Below are 21,025 nucleotides of genomic sequence, written 5' to 3'. Positions count from 1 at the left end.
CGGCACCTTACATGCGGGATAAAGTGAAACTTCATTCAGTAGGGCTTCTACTGAATGTTAGTTGAACCAATCGGGCATTTAGGTGCCGTTTTCTCCCACTTGGACCTTTTGTATTCACTCAGATTTTGAAGTGGGAGTCTTACGGCACCTTACATGCCGGATAAATTGTCCAGTGTATAATACGCAACGTTTTAGCGTAGTCAAAATAGGTAGACTCCTGCGGGAATAGCTCGAGCTGAAGATCCCGCAGGAAAGCGACCTTTGCTTTCCAAGGAAGCTGAAGAAACCTGCGGAAAGCGAACTATGTTGACGTAGCGATGATAGGGATTTTTTTGAAAGCTGATTCATATTCGTAAAAATCGCGAAAATAAAACCGCGTGAAATCAAGGGGTAACCACCCCGTTTTTAAACTTGATTCCATGCGGTTTATTTCATTTTACAGGGTTTTGTCCCGACCCCTTTTGCTGTTCCGTATTTGCTTATTTCCCAGCACCGTTTGGCATAATTGATTCGTCAGTTCAAGCAAAACACTCTTGAAGTCGGTTAAATCTGCTCATCAATCCAAGCTACAGGTGGATAACCTATGCACTAGGAACTGACATATTTAGGCATCGATCAAAACTGCACGGTTACCTTCATTCCGTAATTCCCAAGCAATTCTTGCACTTTCTTCTAATTCTTCCAAGCAATAAAACGCGGTCATTAAATCTTTTCCGCCTACAACGGGGCCGTGATTTTGTAAAATATAGCCATCACTATCATGAACCCGATCTCTAAAATGACGAAACAGTGTTTCGGAGCCGGGCTTCCCATATGGAATTAATCCAATTGTTCCGATCATCATTTTTAAATAAGGAGTGTATGATGGCATAATATCTTTTTCATTTTCATGCTTTAAACAAGACCAAAGAGTTGAGTAAATACTATGGGTATGAATGACCGCTTTAGTGGCGGAATCTTTCTCGTAAAGCGTTCGATGAAGAGGAAGCTCCTTACTTGGCTTTACTCCCGCAACATGCTCCCCTTCCATAGTCAATATCGCAAAATCTGATTCATTCAAGTTGCCAAAGCATGTTCCACTTCCCGTAATATACATCTTATGATCGTGTAAAAAACTCATATTCGCGGAAGACCCTGTTGCTTTTCCCCGGTCAAACAGAACTTTTCCAATCCAAATGGCTTCCTCATATTTTGATTGCAAATCAGCCATTTATATCACCTCTTGTCATTTCCACCGCTTTAATGAAAAAGTCCTTATCACCAAAATTGCCAGATTTTAATACAAGACGTACTTTTTTATTTTCAACCGGCACCATAATCGGTACGCCGGGAGCAATACTATCTCCTACATAGTAAGCATTATATCCCAAGATCCTGGTTACTGCGCCGGACGTTTCTCCCCCTGCGACAATAACTCGGAAAAAGCCGTTTTCGACCGCTTTTTTTGCTATGTACGCCGTAGTGCTTTCCAATATGGCAGATATCTTTTCCATCCCGGCTTCTTGCGCTTCCTTCACTTTTTCAGGGCGATCAGAACTATAGATTAATATTTTTTCTTCTTGTAAGCTTTGAATTTCTTTCCATAAATCCTCTTTTGATAGTGTGCCGGAAAGCAATTGTAACGGTTCAATTTTGATTGCTTTGCCTCCAGAATTTATAAATTCTTCGATTTGCCGCAACGTTGCCGCGGAACAGCTTCCAGCCAAAATAATCGCTTTTCCGGAAGTCCCGCTTGTAATAATGTTCGTTTGATCGTTATCTTTTTTATATTTTTTTCCTAGCTCGCCCATCAAGCCGGACCCGCCAGTTAAGAACGGCAAATCTCCAAAAAGCTCTACGATTTTTTGCGCATGCTTTTCTTCCATATAATCAGGGATAACATAAAAATGTTTCTTATCCTTGCCGAATTCATCCATCATTTCCATAATTTCTTCTTTAGAACGCTCAAGACTTTCATAATTGAGCTTAATACTCGGATACTTGCCTTGTGGTTCCAGTAGACGGGCAAGATCTGAATCCCACATTGGTGTTAATGGATGATGTTTCATATGAGTCTCATGTAAAGGGACACCATTCACAATTAATTGCCCGTTTTTAACGATTCTCCCATTGATAGGAAGCGCCGGAGCAATAATCGTATATTTGATTCCATACGTTTCTAATACTTCGTCTATGATTGGCCCGATATTGCCTTCCTTTGTGGAATCAAATGTGGAGCAGTATTTAGCATAAAGCTGTTCTGCGCCATGATCCCGAAGCCATTGAAAAGCTTTCATGGATTCATCGACTGCTTTTTGCTTCTCAGCTGTCCTTGTTTTCAGCGCAATAACAACAGCTACATTGTCTTCCATTTTCTGCTCATGCAGTTCGGGAATCCCATTATACAAAAATGTTTTAATCCCTTGTTTCACCAAGAAAGAGGCTGCATCACTCCCCCCTGAAAAATCATCTGCTACAATTCCTAAAATGATCTTCCCCATAATACATTCCCTTCTTCACTTGATTTTGTTCATCATATTAACTGCCAGTAAGCAACCCCCGCCTAAAGAAGTCGAGAAAAAACACTCATGCAAGTAAGGGGGCAACTGCCGGTAAAAGTTCGATTGATTCGAGGCAAAAGAACAAGAAAAGCTTCGATAGTATCGTGATCGCACGAAAAAAAGCATAAGTTTTTTCGAAGAAGCCGGTCACAAAGAGGTCCAGTACGAGCGCAAGCGAAGCGAGTGGATGTCGCTGCCTAAGCTGCCAACAGGACGTTTGCGATCATAGTCTTAGCTCCCCTTCTCATCACCGGATTAAAGCACCGCATGAATCTTGTCTATTGAATAACCATTGTTGTTATTCCTGGAATAAAGGTAATGAGTAACAGAACAGTGATCATAATAAGCCAAAACGGCATTAATTTTTTTGCAAGCCGCATGATAGGAACCCCTGAAACATTGCTGGCAACATACATGGACGTGCCAACTGGCGGTGTCAATAAGCCAATTGTAAGGTTAATCACCATTATGATTCCGAACTGTACCATATCCACACCTAAACTCTGGGCAACAGGAGCCAATATAGGAGCCAATAACATAATGGCCGGGCCGCTGTCCAAAAACATACCTACGATTAATAACAGTAGATTGATAATAAGAAGCAACAAGATGGGATTATCGGTTATGCCCAATAGAAAAGCAGTAATCTTTTGCGGAATTTGTTCACTGGATAATAACCACCCAAACAAAGATGTAGAAGCAATGATTGTCGATATGACCGCCGTACTAAGTGCCGCATCGTAGAAAATTTTAGGGATGTCTTTTAATTTGATTTCTTTATAAATAAAGGCACTAATGAAAAAAGCATAAACGGAAATAATCGCTCCGCCTTCAGTCGCGGTGAAAACGCCCCCACGAATTCCTAATATGATGATAACAGGCATTAACAGGGACCAGACCGCTTTTTTAAAGCTTGTCCAAACACCTTTAGCACTTACTTTTCCTTCCTTGGGATAATCCTTCTTGCGTGCCACAAAATAGGAATAAATAAAGAAACCCACTCCAATGGCGACACCTGGAATAATCCCCGCAACGAAGAGATCGCCAATGGATGATTGGGTTGTCACACCATAAATAATTAAGGCAATACTCGGTGGAATAATAAGTCCTATGCTTCCAGATGCTGCCACTAAAGCCGCGGAAAAACCAGCATCATACTTTCTTTTTTTCATCTCGGGAACCATCACCGCTCCCAAAGCAGCCGTATCAGCCACCCCGGAACCAGAAATACCACCCATCATGATCCCACTCGTGGCAACAACATGAGCCAACGCTCCTTTAATATTTCCAAATATGGATAGGGCAAAATCCACAATTCTTTTCGTTATACCTCCGTGGCTCATAATGGAGCCTGCCAGCATAAAAAGCGGGATGGCCATAAACGGAAATGAATCCAATGCTGTAAAAAGGCGCTGACTCAATATAACAAGTGGATAATCTGCTGAGAACATGGCGCCGACAGACGATAGTGCCAAAACAAATCCAATTGGCACACCCAGTATTAAAAGCACGAGAAATAAGCCAAACAATATTGCCGCCATTACACGCCATCCTCCTTCCCTATGACCACTTGGATTGTTTCACTTAATACAAAGTAAATGAGCAGCAGTCCGGAAATTGGAATGACTATGTATACAATATCCATTGGCAAACCCAGTGATGGACTATGTTGTCTCGCTCCCAATTCAACTAAGTTAAATCCACTAATCGTTAAAAAAACGGCAAAAATAAGAACAAGCAGGTTATTAAATACCGCAAGAATTTTTCTGCTCAATCCTTTTAATGCTCGTACTAACATATCCAGGGCAATATGTGAACCGATTTTAATAGCTGCCGCCATACCTAAAAAAGATACCCAAACAAAAGTATATCTACCCAGCTCTTCTGTCCAAGAAAATGGATTGTCAAATACATACCTGGAAACAACTTGAGCTGTAACGACTGCGGTCATTAAAAACATTAAAAAGCCACAAATATAAAACAGTAATTTTACAAGAATACCATCAAGTTTTTTCATGGGAAATCCCCCCAACTATCGAAATGAAAAATGAAGGGAGCAAAGATAGACTCTACTCCCATTACTTTTTATCATTCAAGTTCTTTCATGATTTTATGGTAAAGATCCAGGTCAACTGTTTTTGCAAAGTCCTCATGTGTGGCTCTTGCCGCCTCTGCAAACTCGTCAATATTCGGTTTTGTTACTTCCAACCCTTCACCTTTCATTTCGTCGAGTAATTTCTCAGTTTGCTCACTAACTAATTTATTCTCAAATTCCGTAGCTTTCTCAGCAGCTTGCTCAATTATTTTTTGTTGTTCTTTCGTTAGTTTGGACCAAGTGCTGTCACTCATCGCCAATGTGACATACTCATATTTGTGCGCCGTTAAAGCAATATACTTTTGCACCTCATGAATTCGGCCACCATAAATAAATGGAATCGGGTTTTCTTGTGCTTCTATTACGTTTTGTTCCAATCCTGTATAAACCTCATTCCATGCCATCGTGGTCGGAGCAGCGCCCAGTCCTTTCCATGTATGCTCCATTGCTTTTATTTCTGGTATTCTCATTTTCAAGCCTTGCAGATCATCCAATGTATTGATTGGTTTATTGGCTGTAATATGGCGCGGGCCACGTTCCCAAAAGTCCAATATCCGAATATCGGAAGCTTTTAGAACTCGATCAACAATTTCCTGTCCAACTTCTCCATTGACGATTTTTTGATAATCTTCTTCATTGCGGAAAATATAAGGCAACTCCAATAACTGAATTGAGGGTTCAAAATTCCCTAAAACTCCAGCAATCAAGGCAAAGTCAACCGTTCCTACTTGCAATCCTTCTGCCATATCTCTATCTCCGCCAAGGGTAGAGTTAGGATAAATTTCAATTTTGATTTTTCCATCAGAAGCTTCTTCCACTTCTTCTTTAAACTTTTCAGCTCCATCTTGCCATAGGTCATTTTCTGATTGAATGTGACCTAGCTTTAACACTAACACATCATCTTTTCCATCCTTGGAGGATGACTTATCATTAGAACATCCCGCTATGATGAGACCAACCAAAATCATTAATGCGATTAACTTGTAAGATATTTTTTTCATGATGCTGCTTCCTTCCTGATTATTGATTTACTTCAACGATTACTTTTACTACGTTTTCTTTTTTCTCGCTTAGAATATCCAAGGCTTGTTGTGATTGATTTAGTGGCAAACGCTGCGTTATGAAATCACTAATATCAAGCCCCTCATTGATTAGCTTACATGCTTTTTTAAAGTCTTTTGTTTCATAAGTCATAGCGCCAAACAACGAGATTTCGTTAAAAACAAATTGATATGTATTTACTGGGATTTGCTGCGTAATCATGGCCACAATCCCAACTTCCCCTCTTTTTCTCACAATCGACGCAGCTTGATCCACAATCACCTTGGAATCTGCCGCTACAATCGCTACATCTACTCCCCTCCCGTTTGTAAACTCTAAAATCTTAGCCGCCACATCTTCCTCTAAAGGATTTAAAGCCAATGCAGCTCCATGCCTTTCTGCCATTTTCAAGTTAAATGGCTGAGTATCTGTACAAATAATGTGCTTGTACCCTGCTTCCCTCGCAGCAACCAATGTGAGCAGTCCGATCGTTCCAGAGCCAAGAATAGCAATTGTGTCTCTTTCTGGAACAGAAATTCGCTCGATAGCATGAATTCCAACTGCAAGCGGCTCTATTAAAGTAGCAATTTCGTCACTTATATGATCGGCTATTTTATACACTTTGTTTTGGGGAGCGTTAAAGTAATCAGCAAACGTACCACCCCAGCTCTCCGTTCCGGGAACACATTTATTGCTACATAAATTAATGAGGTTTTTTATACAGTACTCGCACTTGCCACAGCCAATATGTGGTTCAACCGTGACACGATCACCCACTTTAAAATTCGTGACATCATTTCCTATCTTAATGATTTCACCTGCTACTTCATGTCCTAAAACCGCAGGAGGCTTTCTAAATGCATGGGTTCCTTTAAATAAATGCAGATCTGAACCACAGACACCAACTGTTTTCACTTTAATTAATACTTCATCACCCTTTATTTCTGGAATACCAATATCTTGGATTTCCACTTTATTCGGTTCAACTACTACTGCAGCTTTCATCCATTTCCCTCCAACACGTACTAGATTACAAAATATATTATGTATGACATGTTTCACAATTTCATTTTAGCACACAACCAAATGCTTTCTAGCACATATACAGTGTTTTTTGTATCAAATTGAAACATTTTGCGATTTTTACTAACAAAATTTTCCATTGATCTGTTTTAATTTGATACTATAATGAAAATATGGTTAGTATGTTACGATAGGAAAAAGTCAAATAGATGGAGGGAGGCAGCATCATGAATAAAATAAAAATTCTGGTAATTGCGCCGTATAACGGAATGAAAGATCTCATTTGTGAAATTGCCGAAGACATGAAAGAGTTGGAAGTTCACGCTTTTGTGGGAGATATGCTGGATGGCGTAAAAATAGCAGAAGAAAAAAAATACGAGGATTTTGATGTGATTATATCAAGAGCGGGAACTGCTGAATTAATTAAAGAAATAACCCACCTTCCCGTGATTGATATTAAACTTTCCGCAATCGACATGATGCGGGCGATTAAATTAGCTAAAAGTTATTCTGGAAAGTTTGGAATTGTTGGTTTTAAAAGTATAACCGATACAACAAAAATCATTAGCCAACTAAATCATGGCGAACATCTGGAAATAAAAACGGTGCATTCCATTTCAGAAATCGATGACTGTCTTCATGAATTAATTGAACGCGGTATCAGTTTGATCATTGGTGATGTTATTACTGTCAAGCATGCCAAAAAAATGGGATTAAATACGATACTTGTTACATCTGGAAGAGAAAGTGTCATAACCGCCTTTACCGATATTATCCAGCTGTTTAAGCATATATCCACATTTAAAGAAAAAATTCTGTTAACTCACAACATTATTCGAAACGTGAATGATCATATAATCGCATTTAATGGAAAAAAAGATATCGCATTTTCCAATGTAGATGAACCAAAAGAAATAAAGGAGATGATCATTTCCGAAGCGGAAAAGCACGTCGATATGTTAACGCAAGAAAAGAAAGTAACGATTATGAAGCCATTGGGAAGTGAGTTATACCTTTTCCATGGAAAAATGATCTCATCGAACGGATTAAGCTATCCCACCTTTTACATTAATAAACAAAAATCGAAAATTAAGCCCGTTGACAAGTCGGTTATTTACACAAATGTCTCAGATGAGCCGACTATTCTACTGGATTCTTTGCCAACATCCAATAAATTATTTAAAAAAGTGATTCAAGACGCAAAAACTGTTTCTAAAACAAACATGCCGATCATCTTATTTGGCAAAAAAGGCACTGGAAAAGATACGTTCGCCAAAGCCATCTACCACGGCAGTAATTATCAGAAACAGCCCATGATTATAATTGACGCACATTATATGAATGAAAAAAAATGGAGTGCCATTTTTGAATCAGAAAACTCTCCTTTTCTCAATGAGAACTTTACATTTTATTTCAAAAATATGCATCTGCTAAATGAAGATAGCCAATTGCTTTTAGAATCTTATTTAACTAACACATACGTCCATAAAAGAAATCGTTTTATTTTTTCCTGTATGAGTGGTTATTCCCATTCCTTTGATCAGGGTTCTTTAATGCAATTTATTCAAAATGAATTATCTGCCTTCCCGTTGACTTTGCCTGCCCTAAATGAAAGAAAGGAAGATATTCCCAGTCTGGTAAGTATATTTTTAAGCGATTTAATGCCCAAATATGGAAAGCAAATTCTTGGATTAGAGCCGGAGGCAATCCACCTTTTGCAACATTTTCACTGGACATACAATTTGATCCAGTTGAAACGAATTATTGAAAAAGCCTTTTTATTAACAGATGATTTTTATATCGCTGACGAAACCATCGAAAAGGTGTTGGCTAACGAAAAAATAGAAGAGACTGAGATCATTAATCCAGTCCTCCATGGACATAAAACACTGGATGAAATAAATAAAGAAATTATTGAAAAAGTGTTATCGGATGAAAATTACAATCAATCAAGGGCTGCCCAGCGACTGGGAATAAGCCGCAGTACCCTTTGGAGAAAGCTGAAATATTAAACAGCCTCTCCTGTCAAGCCGGTTGTTTGCGACCGGCTTCCTGTTTGGGTCGCCCTGCTTGTTTAAGCTTTTACAGCCTCCTTTCCATCGGCCATATAACGGGTATGTCAAATTCGGCGCCAAAAAATATGCGGTCCTATTGATCCATAGTGACGATTGGATGGGAACTGTTGAAACTGTATTTCTTTTGAATGGCACTGTTAAAGATTAGTGTAGATATTTGAACCTTTAATAGCTCTGTTAAAGATTAGTGTGATATTTGATACCTTTTCAAAAACGTTGTTATAATTGGAACGGATATCCGCATTGGAGGGTTTAAAGATGAGTAAGGCGTTAGCAATTTATTACATACAGAGAAAGAACGAGTGTTTCAATGAATAAAACGCTATGTTGAACCTTCCTCTACTTCGCTGGTAAGAAGCACGTTTTAAAGAAGGCTTTGAATGCGAAAGTACAAAACATAACACCAAAGAGTTCTATGGACATTCTTTGTTTTTGAAGTGACAGAAATGTATCGCAGTCTACGCTTATCAAAATTCGCTGTATGGTATTTAGTACTCTATCGGAGCAGGATAGTTTAATCATTTTTACTATAAAATATGGTTAAAACACAAAAACAAATGGGTGATTTGCTGATATGAGAAAAATGATGGTTATTGGGGCGTCTGGGGTTCTTGGTAAATTAATTTGTATTGAATTAATACGGGTATTTGATAATCAAATAAAGCTAATAGTAACCGATTATAAAAACGAGAGAGGGAAACAGTTAGCAAATTCTTTGAAAAATGATGTTGAATTCAAATATTTAGATGTAAATAACATTGAGAATGTAAAGCAAGTTATTAAAAATATTGATGTTGTAGTAGTTGTATTAAAACAAAAAAATCCAACTATTCAAGAAGTTTGTATGAATAACAAGATATTATGTGTAGACGTTACCCCATTTTATGACTTTGTAGAGAAAGTAAATATTGTAAATCAAATGGCGGAAAATAATGATACAGGTTCTATTGTAATGTCAGGATTTTTCCCTGGTTTATCAGGATTAATGGTAAAAAAAGCTGTTTCAAATTTCGATGAAATAATAGAAGTTAATGTTGGATTGTTACAAAATACTAATGCTCAAGCAGGAATAACTGGAATGTTAGATATGTTAAAGATTGTTTCTCAACAAGTAAGCTTTGAAAATAAAATGATACCTGGATTTACTAAAAAGAGAAAAATGTATTTTGCTAATCACCTTAAAGAAAAAGAGCTTAGACTTATACATCATTCAGAAAAAATCGTCTTACAAAACCAATTAGCAATTCATTCTATAAATTATTGGACTTGTTGGAATGTTAATGCTTTCAATACATTAGTTTCTTTTCTAAGACAAATTGGATTTATTGAAGTAATTCATAAGTTAAATCATACATTTTTATCCCAAATAGTTAAACATAATCCAAATAAAAATGAAAATGCTTTTCTTACCGTTGAGGTAAAAGGAATCATTAATAACAAAGAGAAGGTAAAAATAGTATCTTTATCTACCTTTTCTGATTATCATACAACAGCAATGGTTACTGCTTCCTTAACAAAAATTGCTCAACAAAAAAAGTTGCAAGGTGTCATTTATCCTTTTGAGGTAGTACATTTAGATGAACTGTTATCTGAAATAAATTGCAGCAACATTGTAGTGGAGGAATTTGAAAAGTAAATTGCTATATTAGTAGACCTGCTAACGTATCCAGCTTTCGACTGAGACTTTACCGCCTAGTCGTTATAGTGCATTTTTCCAAAGTTGTTTTCTTATAAAAATGGTTTCACTAGTGTGATCTGTCCCCTTGAGTATAACGTAAAAATAAGCCCTGCCAGCGATGCAGACAGGGTTTATTTATATCAAGCTACACATCTGCGTTCGCCCGAGCCATAATCTGGTGAATAATCGAGGTTTTCGCATCCGCGTAATGCTGCACATGCCGCCACTTGCGTTGTGCCAAAGCGCGCTTGGCGCGTGCGTATTTGTCCCGATCAGTATGATTGGTCCGCAGCCAATCACGGAAGCGCAGCATTCGTTCGATCTCAGACACTCCTGCGCTGAATACGTGGAGGTTGATATCAATATCGGGTCCCTTGAACAGACGGTGCTCAAACCACTCGGGCTCGCGGATACGCAACATGTAGCCGGCTTCCTCCAAATCCGGGACATAGGCCGCCTCATCGGCTGCATCCGCCACGACCAGCAGCATATCGATAATAGGCTTGGCGCATAATCCTGGCACCGATGTCGATCCGACATGCTCTACAAGCAATGCTTCGTCGCCAAGTACAGTCCGAATCCGGTTCGCTTCTCGTGCGAATAACTTGGGCCAGCACGAATCATACTCGACAAGAGTGATGGGTGCGTTATGCGGTTGCCGCTCTCCCAGCGTGACCTTCTGAAGCTCTTCATCACTCTTGGCTATAAATCTCGAATCATCCTGCATCGCTGACATCTAAACTCCCCCTGCCGGTAAATTAGCTTTCAAGCGTACCATAATAACTGTTTATTGACAATAAATGAACGAATCCATCTCAATCCTCGACTCCATGGTTGGATTGCAGGCAATTCAATCATGCAGTCCTTTTGGTAAAAAGCTATTTTTCAATGGCGTTTTTTCTTTATGAAAAAGATCGACTGGTTATCTTGTATCATCCGGCATATCCTTTAAAAAGTGGCTCTACCCTTTGGGTGGAGTGAGGTGGAATCTCACCCTTCCCAACACTTGACATAGAACCAAAAAAGTGTGGAGCTGCCGAAAGTGGAAAACGATTGGCAAATACAAAGGTTGAAAAAGTATCCTAGCAGGCCTTCTTCCCAAACGGAATGATGCTTTTTTTATGGAGCATGATAGATTGGAAACAAAGACAAGCACTGTTCCAAAAGAAGTTTCTTTTGAAACAGCGCATTTCAATGGCTATTAAATCGTTACATTTCCGCTCCCAAGCCGGTATTCGATTTTACATCCAACTCATCGAATTTCTCAGCTGAAGATTCTGGCTTTGTGATTAATGTGACCACAATAGAGGTGAGGAAGCCTAACGGTATGCTGATGATACCGGGATTGGCCAGCGGGAATATGGCATTTTCCCCCATGACGCTGGGCCCGATAAATACAAGGGTTACAGCACTTACCATTCCGGCAAGCATACCAGCAATTGCCCCGGCTGTATTGAACCTTCTCCAATAAAGAGAGAAAATGATGACCGGCAAGTTGGCGCTGGCACCGACGGCAAAGGCCAAGACAACCAAATAGGCAACATTCATCCCTTTGGCGACAATGCCAAGTGCGATGGAAATGGCTCCGATTGCAAGAGCTGTGTTTCTTGCCACTTTAAATTGCTTTTTACTATCTACCTTTCCACGTTTAATGACGTTTGTATAAATATCGTGGGCAAAAGCACCGGAACCAGCGATAACGAGCCCGGCAACAACAGCGACGATCGTGGCAAATGAAACTGCCGAAATGAGCGACATAAAGATCTCTCCGCCAAGTGTTCCTTCTCCCCCGCCTATAAACTGCGCCAAAAGTGGAGCTGCCATGTTTCCGCCCTGGTCCGCCGCCCGAATGGCATCCGGCCCGACAAGAACCGACGCGGCAAACCCGACAAGAGCGATCATGATGTAGAAGACCCCGATTAAAATCATTGCCCATATTACGGACTTTCTCGCTTCCTGGGCAGAAGGAACCGTGTAAAAGCGAATTAAAATATGCGGCAGGCCCGCTGTTCCCAAAATAAGTGCCATCCCAAGAGACAACAGATCAACCGGATTTTTATACAGCAGTCCCGGAGATAAGAATTCCGCCCCGTTGCTGGCAACGACTTCTCCGAATAAACCTGATATATTGAACTTAAAAATCATCGCTACAAACAAAACGAGAATAAGCGTAGCAAACATTAACAACACCGCTTTAATGATCTGTACCCAGCTAGTGGCAAGCATGCCGCCGAGCATGACATATAAGATCATTAAGGCCCCAATCAAAATAACCGATATTTCGTACGGTATTCCCACCAATAGCTGGATGATGCCTCCCGCTCCCACCATTTGGGCAACCATATAAAACAATGTTACTACTAATGTGACCGTGGCAGTCATCATTCTGATGGGCCGCTCTTTGAGTCGTGACGCCAGCACGTCTGCCACAGTAAATTTCCCTGAGTTTCTAAGTGGTTCCGCTACGACATATAACACAATGACATAGCCAACCATCCATCCTACGGCATACAAAAAGCCGTCATACCCGTTCAATGCAACCAGCCCGGCAATGCCCAGAAAAGAGGCAGCACTCAAATAGTCGCCGGATATGGCAAGACCATTTTGCCATCCTGTCAGAGAACGGCCGGCTGTATAAAAATCAGAAGTACTTTTATTTCGTTTGGCCGCCCACAGCGTAATATAAATGGTTGCTGCTACAATTGCCACAAATAAAATAATGCCGAATGAATGCGCTCCCATATTTATGCCCCCTTTTGATGCCTGTACTTTTCAACGAGTGCTTTTGCTTTTTGATCAAAGCCTTTTGCTTTCAAGAAATAAACAAAGGCCAGTGCCCAAGCAACAAAATACAGGGACACCCCAAATAAATATCCGAATGTAATATTGCCAAAAAGGAATTTGCTCATTAACGGTTTCGCATATGCGGCCATTAATGGAAACGATAAATACAAACAGAAAAACAAAATAACGATTGGCCAAATAAATTTCATCTTGGAACGCTTTAATTCGACAAATTCTTTTGTGCAGGCGATTTTATCATAATTTGCCACTCTTTTGCACCCCCTATTATTAAAAATTTGTGAAAAAAGATTAATATAACTATATACAAAAAAGGGAGTGTGGTGGCATTATCGTCGTGATTTGCCTGAATATTTGTGCGAGTGGCATAAATATGTTTGCAAACGGTTACATTTATTCTTCAAGAATTTGGAACAACTTTTTTTGGGCATGGCGGCTTACTGGTATGCTCGTTTCTTTCCCATCCTTTAAAATCAAATTATAGGCACCGTTAAACCACGGCTTGATCTCCTGAATATAATCCAAGTTGACTAAATAGCTCCGGTGGGGACGAAAAAAAGGATAGCCTTTCAGTCTGTCTTCCAGTTCTTGAAGTGTCATTCTGCCGTGAAACAGCTCGTCTTTCGTATGAATTTCCACAACTCGCTCTACTCTCGTTGCGTAGCAAATGGTGTCAGGAGACAATACGACTACCCGCTCCCCATCATCGATCAACAACTTGGATTTCGTTTTGGAATTTACCGAACCACGGCTTTTTTCTTTTTGGGCGGCTTCTTGATTCAGCCTGCGCACCACCCTCTTAATCGCTTGCTTTAACCGTTCCTGATCATAAGGTTTTAATAAATAGTCCACTGCTTCCACTTCAAATGCGTCAACCGCATAATCATCATACGCAGTCGTAAATATAAAAAGTGGCGGGATTTTTTCTTTTTTAAAAATTTCTTTTGCCACGTGTACCCCGGACATTTTCGGCATTTGAATATCCAAAAAAACAACATCCGGTTTATATTTTTCATATAATTCCAGCAATTGTTCACCTGTTTCTGCGCTGGGACATAAAACAAGGCCCTCTTCCTGCTGCAACAAGTAAATGAGCTCTTCCCTTGCGAGGCGCTCATCTTCAGCAACCATTACCCTGATCATTAGGCCAGATGCCTCCTTTCTTGAGAAATAAGCGGAATATCAAAAAACACTTCGCATCCGCCCTTTGGGTGATTTCGAATCTGAAGTCTCGAATCCTCACCAAGCATTCCAATTAACCGTTGATTCACATTATACAAACCTGTGCCGCCTTCCCGCTCACTCTCGATCGGCGCATGTCCCGCACGGGAAAGTAATGTGCTCGAAAATCCTATTCCATTATCATACACAGTTATTCGAAGCTTCCCATGCATCTCTTTCATATCAATCCTTATGATTCCTCCTTTGGCAACGTTTTTTAATCCATGATGAATGCTGTTTTCCACTAAGGGCTGGATGGTTGATGGAGGAAGAAGTGCCTCCCCTTTTCCTTCATAAGGAGAAAAACTGATCGTAACCCGATCCAAGAATCGCGCTTGAATAATGGCTATATATGATTGGACATGTTCACATTCCTTTTTCAGTTCAACAAGAGAATTCGCAGCCAGGCGCAGATTAAATCTCATGAAACTTCCAAGCTGCACTGTTAAATGCCTTGCTTTTTCGGGATCCGTCCGAAAAAGAGTGGCGATCAAATGCAGTGTATTAAAGAGGAAATGAGGATTAATTTGGGCTTCCATATTTCTAAGTTCCGCATCACGGATGAGCGTTTGCAACTTTTCGGATCTCGCGACCGCAAGCTGATTAGACAATAATTTGCCGAGACCTTCAGCCAACACAATTTCCACGGCTCTTATATGCTGTGATTTTCTAAAATATAGATGGATCAATTGTATTGTTTTATTTGCTTCTTTTATCGGCAGAACAATGACCGCCTGTAGCGGGCAGTGGGGATGCGGGCAATGGATATGTTCTTTCGTATAAGCCACTTTCACTTCTCCCGTCCGCATCACTTCTTCGGCAACATCATCCTGCAGGGGGTCTCCGGTCTGGTGATGATCGTCCCCAAGGCCCACATAAGCCAATACTTTCTCACAATTGGACACCGATACCGCAGCCACTTTCAACCTTTTATACAACAACTCCGCTATTCCCCGAGCCATGTCAATCTGCGACTCTTTTTTCAAATATGGGAGCGCATCTTCTGCAATGGTAAGCGCCCTTTTGGTTTCTGAAGCTGCCTCCCGCTCCTGTTCATTAATCGCAGCGGCAATCATGGCAGTAAAGATGGCAATGGCAACACTGTTCGAAAAAACAAGCGGCAAGCTTACTTGATCGACAACATGTAAAATAAAAGCGGAATGGGGATTAAATATAAGCAGAAGTCCCATTTGTAAAATAGGTGGAAAGATGCCAATAAAAAGGGCCTTTAAAGGAGAAATGACCCGTTCCTGCGCAAAAAATCTGGCAGTCATTCCAACTAACAGACCTGTAAGAATATTAACCAGGCAGCTTGCCGAATAGCCCATTCCGCCAAGGAAAAAGAGGTGGATGCCGGCAATCCATCCTGCCCCCATACCAACGGCCGGCCCGCCTAACAGTCCGGCTATGACAATGGGAACAAGACTTGAGCTGACAAGTAATTGGTCATCCTCAACAGGGGAAAAGATAAAATTTGAGACGATTTCCCCATCCTCAAAAACGACACCCGATATTGTACCCACAATACCGAACAACCCGTAAATAACCGAATGCACAATTGTCGTTTTGACATCCATTTCCCGATCCAACAAAGATCGAAAGCCGGGAATTCGTGAAACTAAAAAAGCGGATATTAACAAAAGCCCGAGCCGCTGCACCAATATCATTGTCAAGAATCCCACCAGCCACGCCCCCTTGTGTCAATTCCGGTTTGAGCGCGCACGAAAGTTCTGGCAAATTGGTGTGCGTCTTCTTTTTTTCGCGATAAATATGTTCCTGCAACCGCCCCGATAAATCCGGCGGGAATGGCAATGATTCCAGGGTTTTCCAGTGGAATAAGAGCTTCCCTTGCGATCCATCCACTCTCGATATTCATAATATGCGGCCCAAAAGATACAAGAATGATGGATGTAATAAACCCGCAAAACATGCCGGCCAATGCCCCAGCCTCATTAAAGCGCTTCCAGTACAGTGTAAATATGATGACGGGCAAGATACTGGAGGCGGCAATGACAAAAGTCAGGGAGACGAGAAATGTAACGTTGATGTTTTCCAACCCGAGCGAAAATATAGTTGCCACAAGACCAATGCCCACAGCCGCGACTTTTGCCATTCTGAGCTGCTGCTTTTCTGTTGCAGTGCCTTTTTTAATGATATGGTGATATACATCATGCGAAAGAGCAATTGTTGCCGATATGACAAGGCCAGTAACAACGGCTACAATCGTTGTAAATGCCAAAGCAGAAATAAAAGCAAGCAAAAAGTCTCCCCCCAGCACTTTGGCAAGCAAAGGAGCGGCGAGGTTTCCAGTCGGGTCCGCGGCGACAAGCTGCTTCCAATTCACCAATGCCACAGTGCCCAAGCCCAAAATGAGTGTCATCACATAAAAACAACCGATGATCCACGTGGCAGTGATAACAGACTTTCGTACCTCCACGGTGTTTTTCACCGTAAAAAACCTGATCAGAATATGTGGCAAACCGGCGGTACCCAGTATGAGCGCCATTTGTAATGAAAACATTTCCAAAAAATCATGAAATAAGTTTCCTGGAACGAAAAACTGGTCAGCAAGCGGTGTTCCCAACTTTACCTGGCGAATTAGTTCAGCCACTTGCCAATCAAAACGCGCCAACACGAGCAAAGAGACAAGAAATGTTCCTGACATGAGCAGGACTGTTTTGATAATTTGCACCCACGATGTCGCAACCATTCCGCCCAGAATGACATATACAGTCATTAAGCTTCCAATGATCAATACTGATATCGAATAATCAATACCGAGCAGCAAGCGAATCAACAGTCCCGATGCGACCAGTTGCGGTATCATATAAAATAAAGAAACAAAAAACGTTCCCCCTGCCATCATCAGCCGGATTTTATCACTGGGAAAGCGGCTGCAGATGACATCTCCGAGAGAATATTTCCCCAAATTTTTGACAGGTTCCGCAACAAGAAATAACACAAATAAATACGACGCCAGAAAACCAATGGAATATAAAAAGCCGTCATAACCATGAAGAGCAATGGCACCCGTAATGCCCAAAAAAGAGGCAGCACTTATATAATCCCCCGCGATGGCCAGTCCATTTTGCACCCCTGTCAAATGGCCGGACGCCGTATAAAATTGAGATGTTGTTTTATCACGCATTGCGGCCCAGTGCGTAATAATGAGTGTGCATATGATGATACAAAGAAAAAAGAAGAAGTAAATATAATTCATTACCCATTCCCCTGTTTCAACAATTCAACCATCTTATCGTATCTTTTTAATTTTCTGTAATAGATCCAGCCAAGCAGCCAGGTCATGATAAATTGCAAAAAAGCGAAAATCCACCACCATGGAATGAATGAAACCTTATCCCCTACAACAATGAACTGGGGGAACAACCAAATGAACAATGGCAAACTGAAATAAAAAATCATGAAAAATAACGTAACCACTAAAAGAAAACGAGCCTTTTTCTTCATCAATTCCAGAAAGATTTCTTTTTCTTTCAAAGCCTGCACCACCAGACTCTTACATATATTTTACCAAAAAACATCCCAATATAAAGAATTTTTCAACTGTAGCCATTATTAGATTATACCATAATATTGAGAAAAAGAGATTGCTCTTTTCAACCCGAAAGTAAACAGACGAAAAAACAAATCGTCTGAGCCACCGCCTCATTTCGCATTTAAAGAAACTGACGGATGCTACGTCTTTAATCGCCAAAGCTCCCCATCGCTAATAACCAAATTTCTCACCGCCATAAAAAAGCTCCCCTGGTTAGTTTCTCCAAGAGAGACATGAAACAAGGCGTATAATCAGGATGTATACATACAGGTTCTTGCACATGAAGTGGGAAAAGGAGACACTCCGAGAAGTTAGCAACTCGAGTGAACATACAGGTTCTTGCACATGAAGTGAGTGCGGAATGATTTTTAAAACAAGCTGTTGCGGTGGACTCTTGATATATGAAAAATTTGAGGATACTTGGTGCCGATCTTCTTCACTCGTTTCTTCTATCCGTGTAATGCGCAAATGGAGTTCTTAGGGGTTAAAAACGCTCTGCTCACTTCTATTTATGGCCCGGACAGTCAATTTTAGAAATAGGGAAATGGTTATTTTTATCTGAATATCGAACAATACAGCACATATTGACTTTATCGTTTTTGGAATCGTCTAGGTTGGGGAATCGTGTTGTTCATTTAAAAAGAGGAACAATCGCGACTGAACAAAACGAGATGGCGTGAAAATGGTCACCAAGCACAGTTGATAGCCTTTGATGACAGAGGCTGTCCAATAGGTCGATTTTTCGGCCTTTGGACGCCTTCTGTACACTTTTAGGTCAGGTTGTTTTGCCTGGACTTCTTCTGCTGGGCCGCCACTTTCTGAGGCATCAGCTCTTCGGATATTTCGACGAAAGCATTTCGATTATTGAACATTCCACCCATTTTCTCCATTCCGGGAATGTTTTTATCTTTCATAAAGTCCTGGATGCGGCGCATATATTGCCCATTCCGATATTGGGTCAAGCCGTAAATGGCCGCACCGATTCCCAATGTGGCCAATAAAGAAGTCCACATTCTCTTCATAGAAATCCATCTCCTCCGGAATTTGGTCATTCAAAGCTTTTTTGCTTTGACATTTTTATTGTTTCTAGATTCCCGTATCATTATCCGGGTAAGTTCCAGGAGGAATCATCCAGCTTATGAAGAAGTGTGGTCACTTTTTTGAGGATCGATCTGCGGCAACGGTTGATCTGCGGGACCTTCCAGCACTTGTCCGTCATAAGAAAAGCGTGACCCATGGCACGGGCAGTCCCACGTTGTTTCCGCACTGTTCCAATTCACCTCACACCCCATATGGGTACAAGTTGTATCAACAACGTACAGCTTTCCGTCCGGTGTTTTATAAGCCCCGGCCCTTTTACCCTTGATCGAAATCGCCGCACCTTCGCCACTTTGAATATCTTTGATTTCTTTATCCGGCAATTCCAGTTTGCCTCCAACCAATTGGCCGGCAACGTTGATATTTTCCTTGATGATTTTTTTTAGGCTTGGATCGGCTTTGAATCTGGAAGGAGTATAGAGATGTTCATATCTGTTTTCTTTTCCCATTATTAAATCCCTAATGATAAACCCGGAAAGTGTTCCATGGGCCATTCCCCATTTGCGAAACCCGGTAGCGATAAACATATTTGGCTGAGTTTGAGATACCCTTCCAATATAAGGCACTTTATCTGGTGTAATAAGATCTTGCGCAGACCATTTGTACAGGATTTCTTTGGCCTGAAATACATTCATTGCTTCTTGCTTCAATGCTTCATAATGATCTTTTTCGGGAATCCCCTGACCCGTTTTGTGATTCTCTCCGATAACCAGCAGCATTTCTTCCCCATTAATAGTGACACTGCGAAAGGACCGTGTCGGCTTACCGGCAGTAATGTACATTCCCCCGGGAAAAGAAACTTCCGGACGAACTGCCAATACATAAGACCGATCAGGAAAAAGGCGCGCAAAATATCCTTTTCCATCGTGAAAAGGAAAGTGCGAAGCGGAAACAACATATTTGGCTTGTACTTTCGTATTATTTTTCATCCGGATGACAAGAGGATTGTCTTGCTCCATCCTCATCGCAACCGTCTGTTCAAATATTTGGACACCTTTTTTCTCCAAATTTTGAACAAGATGGATTAAGTATTTAAGCGGGTGAAATTGCGCCTGATTCTTCATCACAATCGCCCCAGACGTCTGAACCGGCAGGGGTATTTTATCGACAATGCCGCCTTCAATGCCCAATTTTTCATATGCTTTGGCTTCTTTCTCCAGTTTTTGCCGTTCGCTCTCTTTCGTTGCATAAACGTATGCATCTTCTTTCTTGTAATCACAGTCAATTTGATGCTTCCGGATATAATTTTCTATGAAATGGGCGGCCTCCATATTGGCCTCAAAATACAGCTTTGCCCCACTTTGACCAAAATGACTGATTAGTTCATCATAAATCAATTCATGCTGGGCAGTCACCTTCGCAGTTGTGTGTCCGGTTGTTCCATTCATTAAGCGAGTGGATTCAAACAATGCCACTTGAAAGCCTTCTTCGGCCAATAAATGGGCGGTTGTGATGCCAGTAATTCCTCCACCAATGACCGCCACTTCCACACTCATATCATGTTCAAGCTGGGGATATGAAGGAATATTCGTTGAATCAACCCAAAATGATTTCGGGTCTTTCGGAATGTTTAGCCCCTTTTTTCCTTCATTCATGTTCAAGTCTCCTCCTTCCAACACTCTCTTTAAACAATTCCCCCATTTCACGAGAAATATGTATATTTGGGCAGATTTATCTGTTTTTAAAAACAATGCACGATCAGTTCCCAAACCTTTCGACAATGGCCCAGTTTGGCTTGTATACTAGAGACTGAAGCATGTTCATCCTCTGCACCAATTTGTATATTTCTATCCACAATAAAGGCTCTATACTAAATGTTGGGGTTTCCACACAATTTGCCCCAAAAAATACACGCAAACATCCAATTCTTTTATACTTGAATTGTCGAGAAACAAG

General features: G+C 40.8%; 17 protein-coding genes. 2 read left to right on the top strand and 15 right to left on the bottom strand.

Annotated elements, in window-relative coordinates:
• Nucleotides 1-604: 604 nt before the first annotated feature.
• The 6 genes from JOC94_RS21410 to JOC94_RS21385 form a co-directional block, all read right to left on the bottom strand.
• Nucleotides 605-1,210, bottom strand: coding sequence for a class II aldolase/adducin family protein (locus JOC94_RS21410; protein ID WP_077113050.1), 606 nt, complete (start codon nucleotides 1,208-1,210; stop codon nucleotides 605-607).
• Nucleotides 1,203-2,480 (bottom strand): 3-oxo-tetronate kinase, encoded by a 1,278-nt coding sequence (gene otnK, locus JOC94_RS21405; RefSeq protein ID WP_077113049.1) that lies wholly within the window; start codon nucleotides 2,478-2,480, stop codon nucleotides 1,203-1,205. Before otnK ends, JOC94_RS21410 begins: the two co-directional genes overlap by 8 nt.
• A 338-nt stretch (nucleotides 2,481-2,818) precedes the next feature.
• Nucleotides 2,819-4,081 carry a TRAP transporter large permease gene (locus JOC94_RS21400; RefSeq protein ID WP_077113048.1) on the bottom strand — a complete coding sequence of 421 codons (1,263 nt, stop codon included), beginning with the start codon at nucleotides 4,079-4,081 and terminating at the stop codon, nucleotides 2,819-2,821.
• Nucleotides 4,081-4,557, bottom strand: a complete 477-nt coding sequence (locus JOC94_RS21395) for a TRAP transporter small permease (protein ID WP_077113047.1) — start codon at nucleotides 4,555-4,557, stop codon at nucleotides 4,081-4,083. The genes JOC94_RS21400 and JOC94_RS21395 overlap by 1 nt, the downstream gene beginning before the upstream one ends.
• A 71-nt stretch (nucleotides 4,558-4,628) precedes the next feature.
• The gene (locus JOC94_RS21390) at nucleotides 4,629-5,636 is read right to left on the bottom strand and encodes a TRAP transporter substrate-binding protein (RefSeq protein ID WP_077113046.1); all 1,008 of its coding nucleotides are present in this window, start codon (nucleotides 5,634-5,636) and stop codon (nucleotides 4,629-4,631) included.
• Between the two features lie 19 nt (nucleotides 5,637-5,655).
• Nucleotides 5,656-6,681 carry a zinc-dependent alcohol dehydrogenase gene (locus JOC94_RS21385; protein ID WP_077113045.1) on the bottom strand — a complete coding sequence of 342 codons (1,026 nt, stop codon included), beginning with the start codon at nucleotides 6,679-6,681 and terminating at the stop codon, nucleotides 5,656-5,658.
• Between the two features lie 245 nt (nucleotides 6,682-6,926).
• Between JOC94_RS21385 and JOC94_RS21380 the strand changes: the two genes are divergently transcribed.
• Complete coding sequence (locus JOC94_RS21380; RefSeq protein WP_077113044.1) at nucleotides 6,927-8,711, top strand: sigma-54-dependent Fis family transcriptional regulator; 1,785 nt, start codon at nucleotides 6,927-6,929, stop codon at nucleotides 8,709-8,711.
• A 637-nt stretch (nucleotides 8,712-9,348) separates the two neighbouring features.
• A complete protein-coding gene (locus JOC94_RS21375; protein WP_077113043.1) occupies nucleotides 9,349-10,410 on the top strand; it encodes a saccharopine dehydrogenase NADP-binding domain-containing protein in 1,062 nt (353 codons plus the stop codon).
• A gap of 187 nt (nucleotides 10,411-10,597) precedes the next feature.
• On the opposite strand, the gene JOC94_RS21370 is transcribed toward JOC94_RS21375, so the two are convergent.
• The 9 genes from JOC94_RS21370 to JOC94_RS21330 all read right to left on the bottom strand — a co-directional run bounded on the left by JOC94_RS21370 (nucleotide 10,598) and on the right by JOC94_RS21330 (nucleotide 20,724).
• Complete coding sequence (locus tag JOC94_RS21370) at nucleotides 10,598-11,188, bottom strand: GrpB family protein (RefSeq protein WP_083717647.1); 591 nt, start codon at nucleotides 11,186-11,188, stop codon at nucleotides 10,598-10,600.
• A gap of 473 nt (nucleotides 11,189-11,661) precedes the next feature.
• Complete coding sequence (locus tag JOC94_RS21365; protein ID WP_077113042.1) at nucleotides 11,662-13,194, bottom strand: solute symporter family protein; 1,533 nt, start codon at nucleotides 13,192-13,194, stop codon at nucleotides 11,662-11,664.
• Nucleotides 13,195-13,196: 2 nt separating this feature from the next.
• Nucleotides 13,197-13,505 carry a DUF485 domain-containing protein gene (locus JOC94_RS21360; protein WP_077113041.1) on the bottom strand — a complete coding sequence of 103 codons (309 nt, stop codon included), beginning with the start codon at nucleotides 13,503-13,505 and terminating at the stop codon, nucleotides 13,197-13,199.
• Between the two features lie 142 nt (nucleotides 13,506-13,647).
• The gene (locus tag JOC94_RS21355) at nucleotides 13,648-14,397 is read right to left on the bottom strand and encodes a LytR/AlgR family response regulator transcription factor (protein ID WP_077113040.1); all 750 of its coding nucleotides are present in this window, start codon (nucleotides 14,395-14,397) and stop codon (nucleotides 13,648-13,650) included.
• Complete coding sequence (locus tag JOC94_RS21350; protein WP_083717646.1) at nucleotides 14,397-16,157, bottom strand: LytS/YhcK type 5TM receptor domain-containing protein; 1,761 nt, start codon at nucleotides 16,155-16,157, stop codon at nucleotides 14,397-14,399. Before JOC94_RS21350 ends, JOC94_RS21355 begins: the two co-directional genes overlap by 1 nt.
• Nucleotides 16,145-17,695 carry a solute symporter family protein gene (locus JOC94_RS21345; protein WP_077113039.1) on the bottom strand — a complete coding sequence of 517 codons (1,551 nt, stop codon included), beginning with the start codon at nucleotides 17,693-17,695 and terminating at the stop codon, nucleotides 16,145-16,147. The genes JOC94_RS21350 and JOC94_RS21345 overlap by 13 nt, the downstream gene beginning before the upstream one ends.
• Complete coding sequence (locus JOC94_RS21340) at nucleotides 17,695-17,973, bottom strand: DUF485 domain-containing protein (RefSeq protein ID WP_083717645.1); 279 nt, start codon at nucleotides 17,971-17,973, stop codon at nucleotides 17,695-17,697. The genes JOC94_RS21345 and JOC94_RS21340 overlap by 1 nt, the downstream gene beginning before the upstream one ends.
• 828 nt (nucleotides 17,974-18,801) lie before the next feature.
• Nucleotides 18,802-19,053, bottom strand: a complete 252-nt coding sequence (locus tag JOC94_RS21335; RefSeq protein ID WP_077113038.1) for a hypothetical protein — start codon at nucleotides 19,051-19,053, stop codon at nucleotides 18,802-18,804.
• 114 nt (nucleotides 19,054-19,167) lie between these two features.
• A complete protein-coding gene (locus tag JOC94_RS21330) occupies nucleotides 19,168-20,724 on the bottom strand; it encodes an FAD-dependent oxidoreductase (RefSeq protein ID WP_077113037.1) in 1,557 nt (518 codons plus the stop codon).
• Nucleotides 20,725-21,025 lie beyond the last annotated feature (301 nt).

Origin of the sequence: Siminovitchia thermophila (assembly GCF_016909185.1) — a bacterium.
Classification (GTDB): Bacteria; Bacillota; Bacilli; order Bacillales; family Bacillaceae_C; genus Siminovitchia; species Siminovitchia thermophila.
This window is presented reverse-complemented; position numbering and strand designations above follow the sequence as displayed.

Bases quoted from the DNA above. Each gene is read 5' to 3' on its own strand.
- JOC94_RS21385 (WP_077113045.1), bottom strand. From the start codon at position 6,681: ATGAAAGCTGCAGTAGTAGTTGAACCGAATAAAGTGGAAATCCAAGAT.
- JOC94_RS21345 (WP_077113039.1), bottom strand. From the start codon at position 17,695: ATGAATTATATTTACTTCTTCTTTTTTCTTTGTATCATCATATGCACA.
- JOC94_RS21365 (WP_077113042.1), bottom strand. From the start codon at position 13,194: ATGGGAGCGCATTCATTCGGCATTATTTTATTTGTGGCAATTGTAGCA.
- JOC94_RS21410 (WP_077113050.1), bottom strand. From the start codon at position 1,210: ATGGCTGATTTGCAATCAAAATATGAGGAAGCCATTTGGATTGGAAAA.
- JOC94_RS21380 (WP_077113044.1), top strand. From the start codon at position 6,927: ATGAATAAAATAAAAATTCTGGTAATTGCGCCGTATAACGGAATGAAA.
- JOC94_RS21395 (WP_077113047.1), bottom strand. From the start codon at position 4,557: ATGAAAAAACTTGATGGTATTCTTGTAAAATTACTGTTTTATATTTGT.
- JOC94_RS21370 (WP_083717647.1), bottom strand. From the start codon at position 11,188: ATGTCAGCGATGCAGGATGATTCGAGATTTATAGCCAAGAGTGATGAA.
- JOC94_RS21335 (WP_077113038.1), bottom strand. From the start codon at position 19,053: ATGAAGAGAATGTGGACTTCTTTATTGGCCACATTGGGAATCGGTGCG.
- JOC94_RS21355 (WP_077113040.1), bottom strand. From the start codon at position 14,397: ATGATCAGGGTAATGGTTGCTGAAGATGAGCGCCTCGCAAGGGAAGAG.
- JOC94_RS21400 (WP_077113048.1), bottom strand. From the start codon at position 4,081: ATGGCGGCAATATTGTTTGGCTTATTTCTCGTGCTTTTAATACTGGGT.
- JOC94_RS21375 (WP_077113043.1), top strand. From the start codon at position 9,349: ATGAGAAAAATGATGGTTATTGGGGCGTCTGGGGTTCTTGGTAAATTA.
- otnK (WP_077113049.1), bottom strand. From the start codon at position 2,480: ATGGGGAAGATCATTTTAGGAATTGTAGCAGATGATTTTTCAGGGGGG.
- JOC94_RS21390 (WP_077113046.1), bottom strand. From the start codon at position 5,636: ATGAAAAAAATATCTTACAAGTTAATCGCATTAATGATTTTGGTTGGT.
- JOC94_RS21330 (WP_077113037.1), bottom strand. From the start codon at position 20,724: ATGAATGAAGGAAAAAAGGGGCTAAACATTCCGAAAGACCCGAAATCA.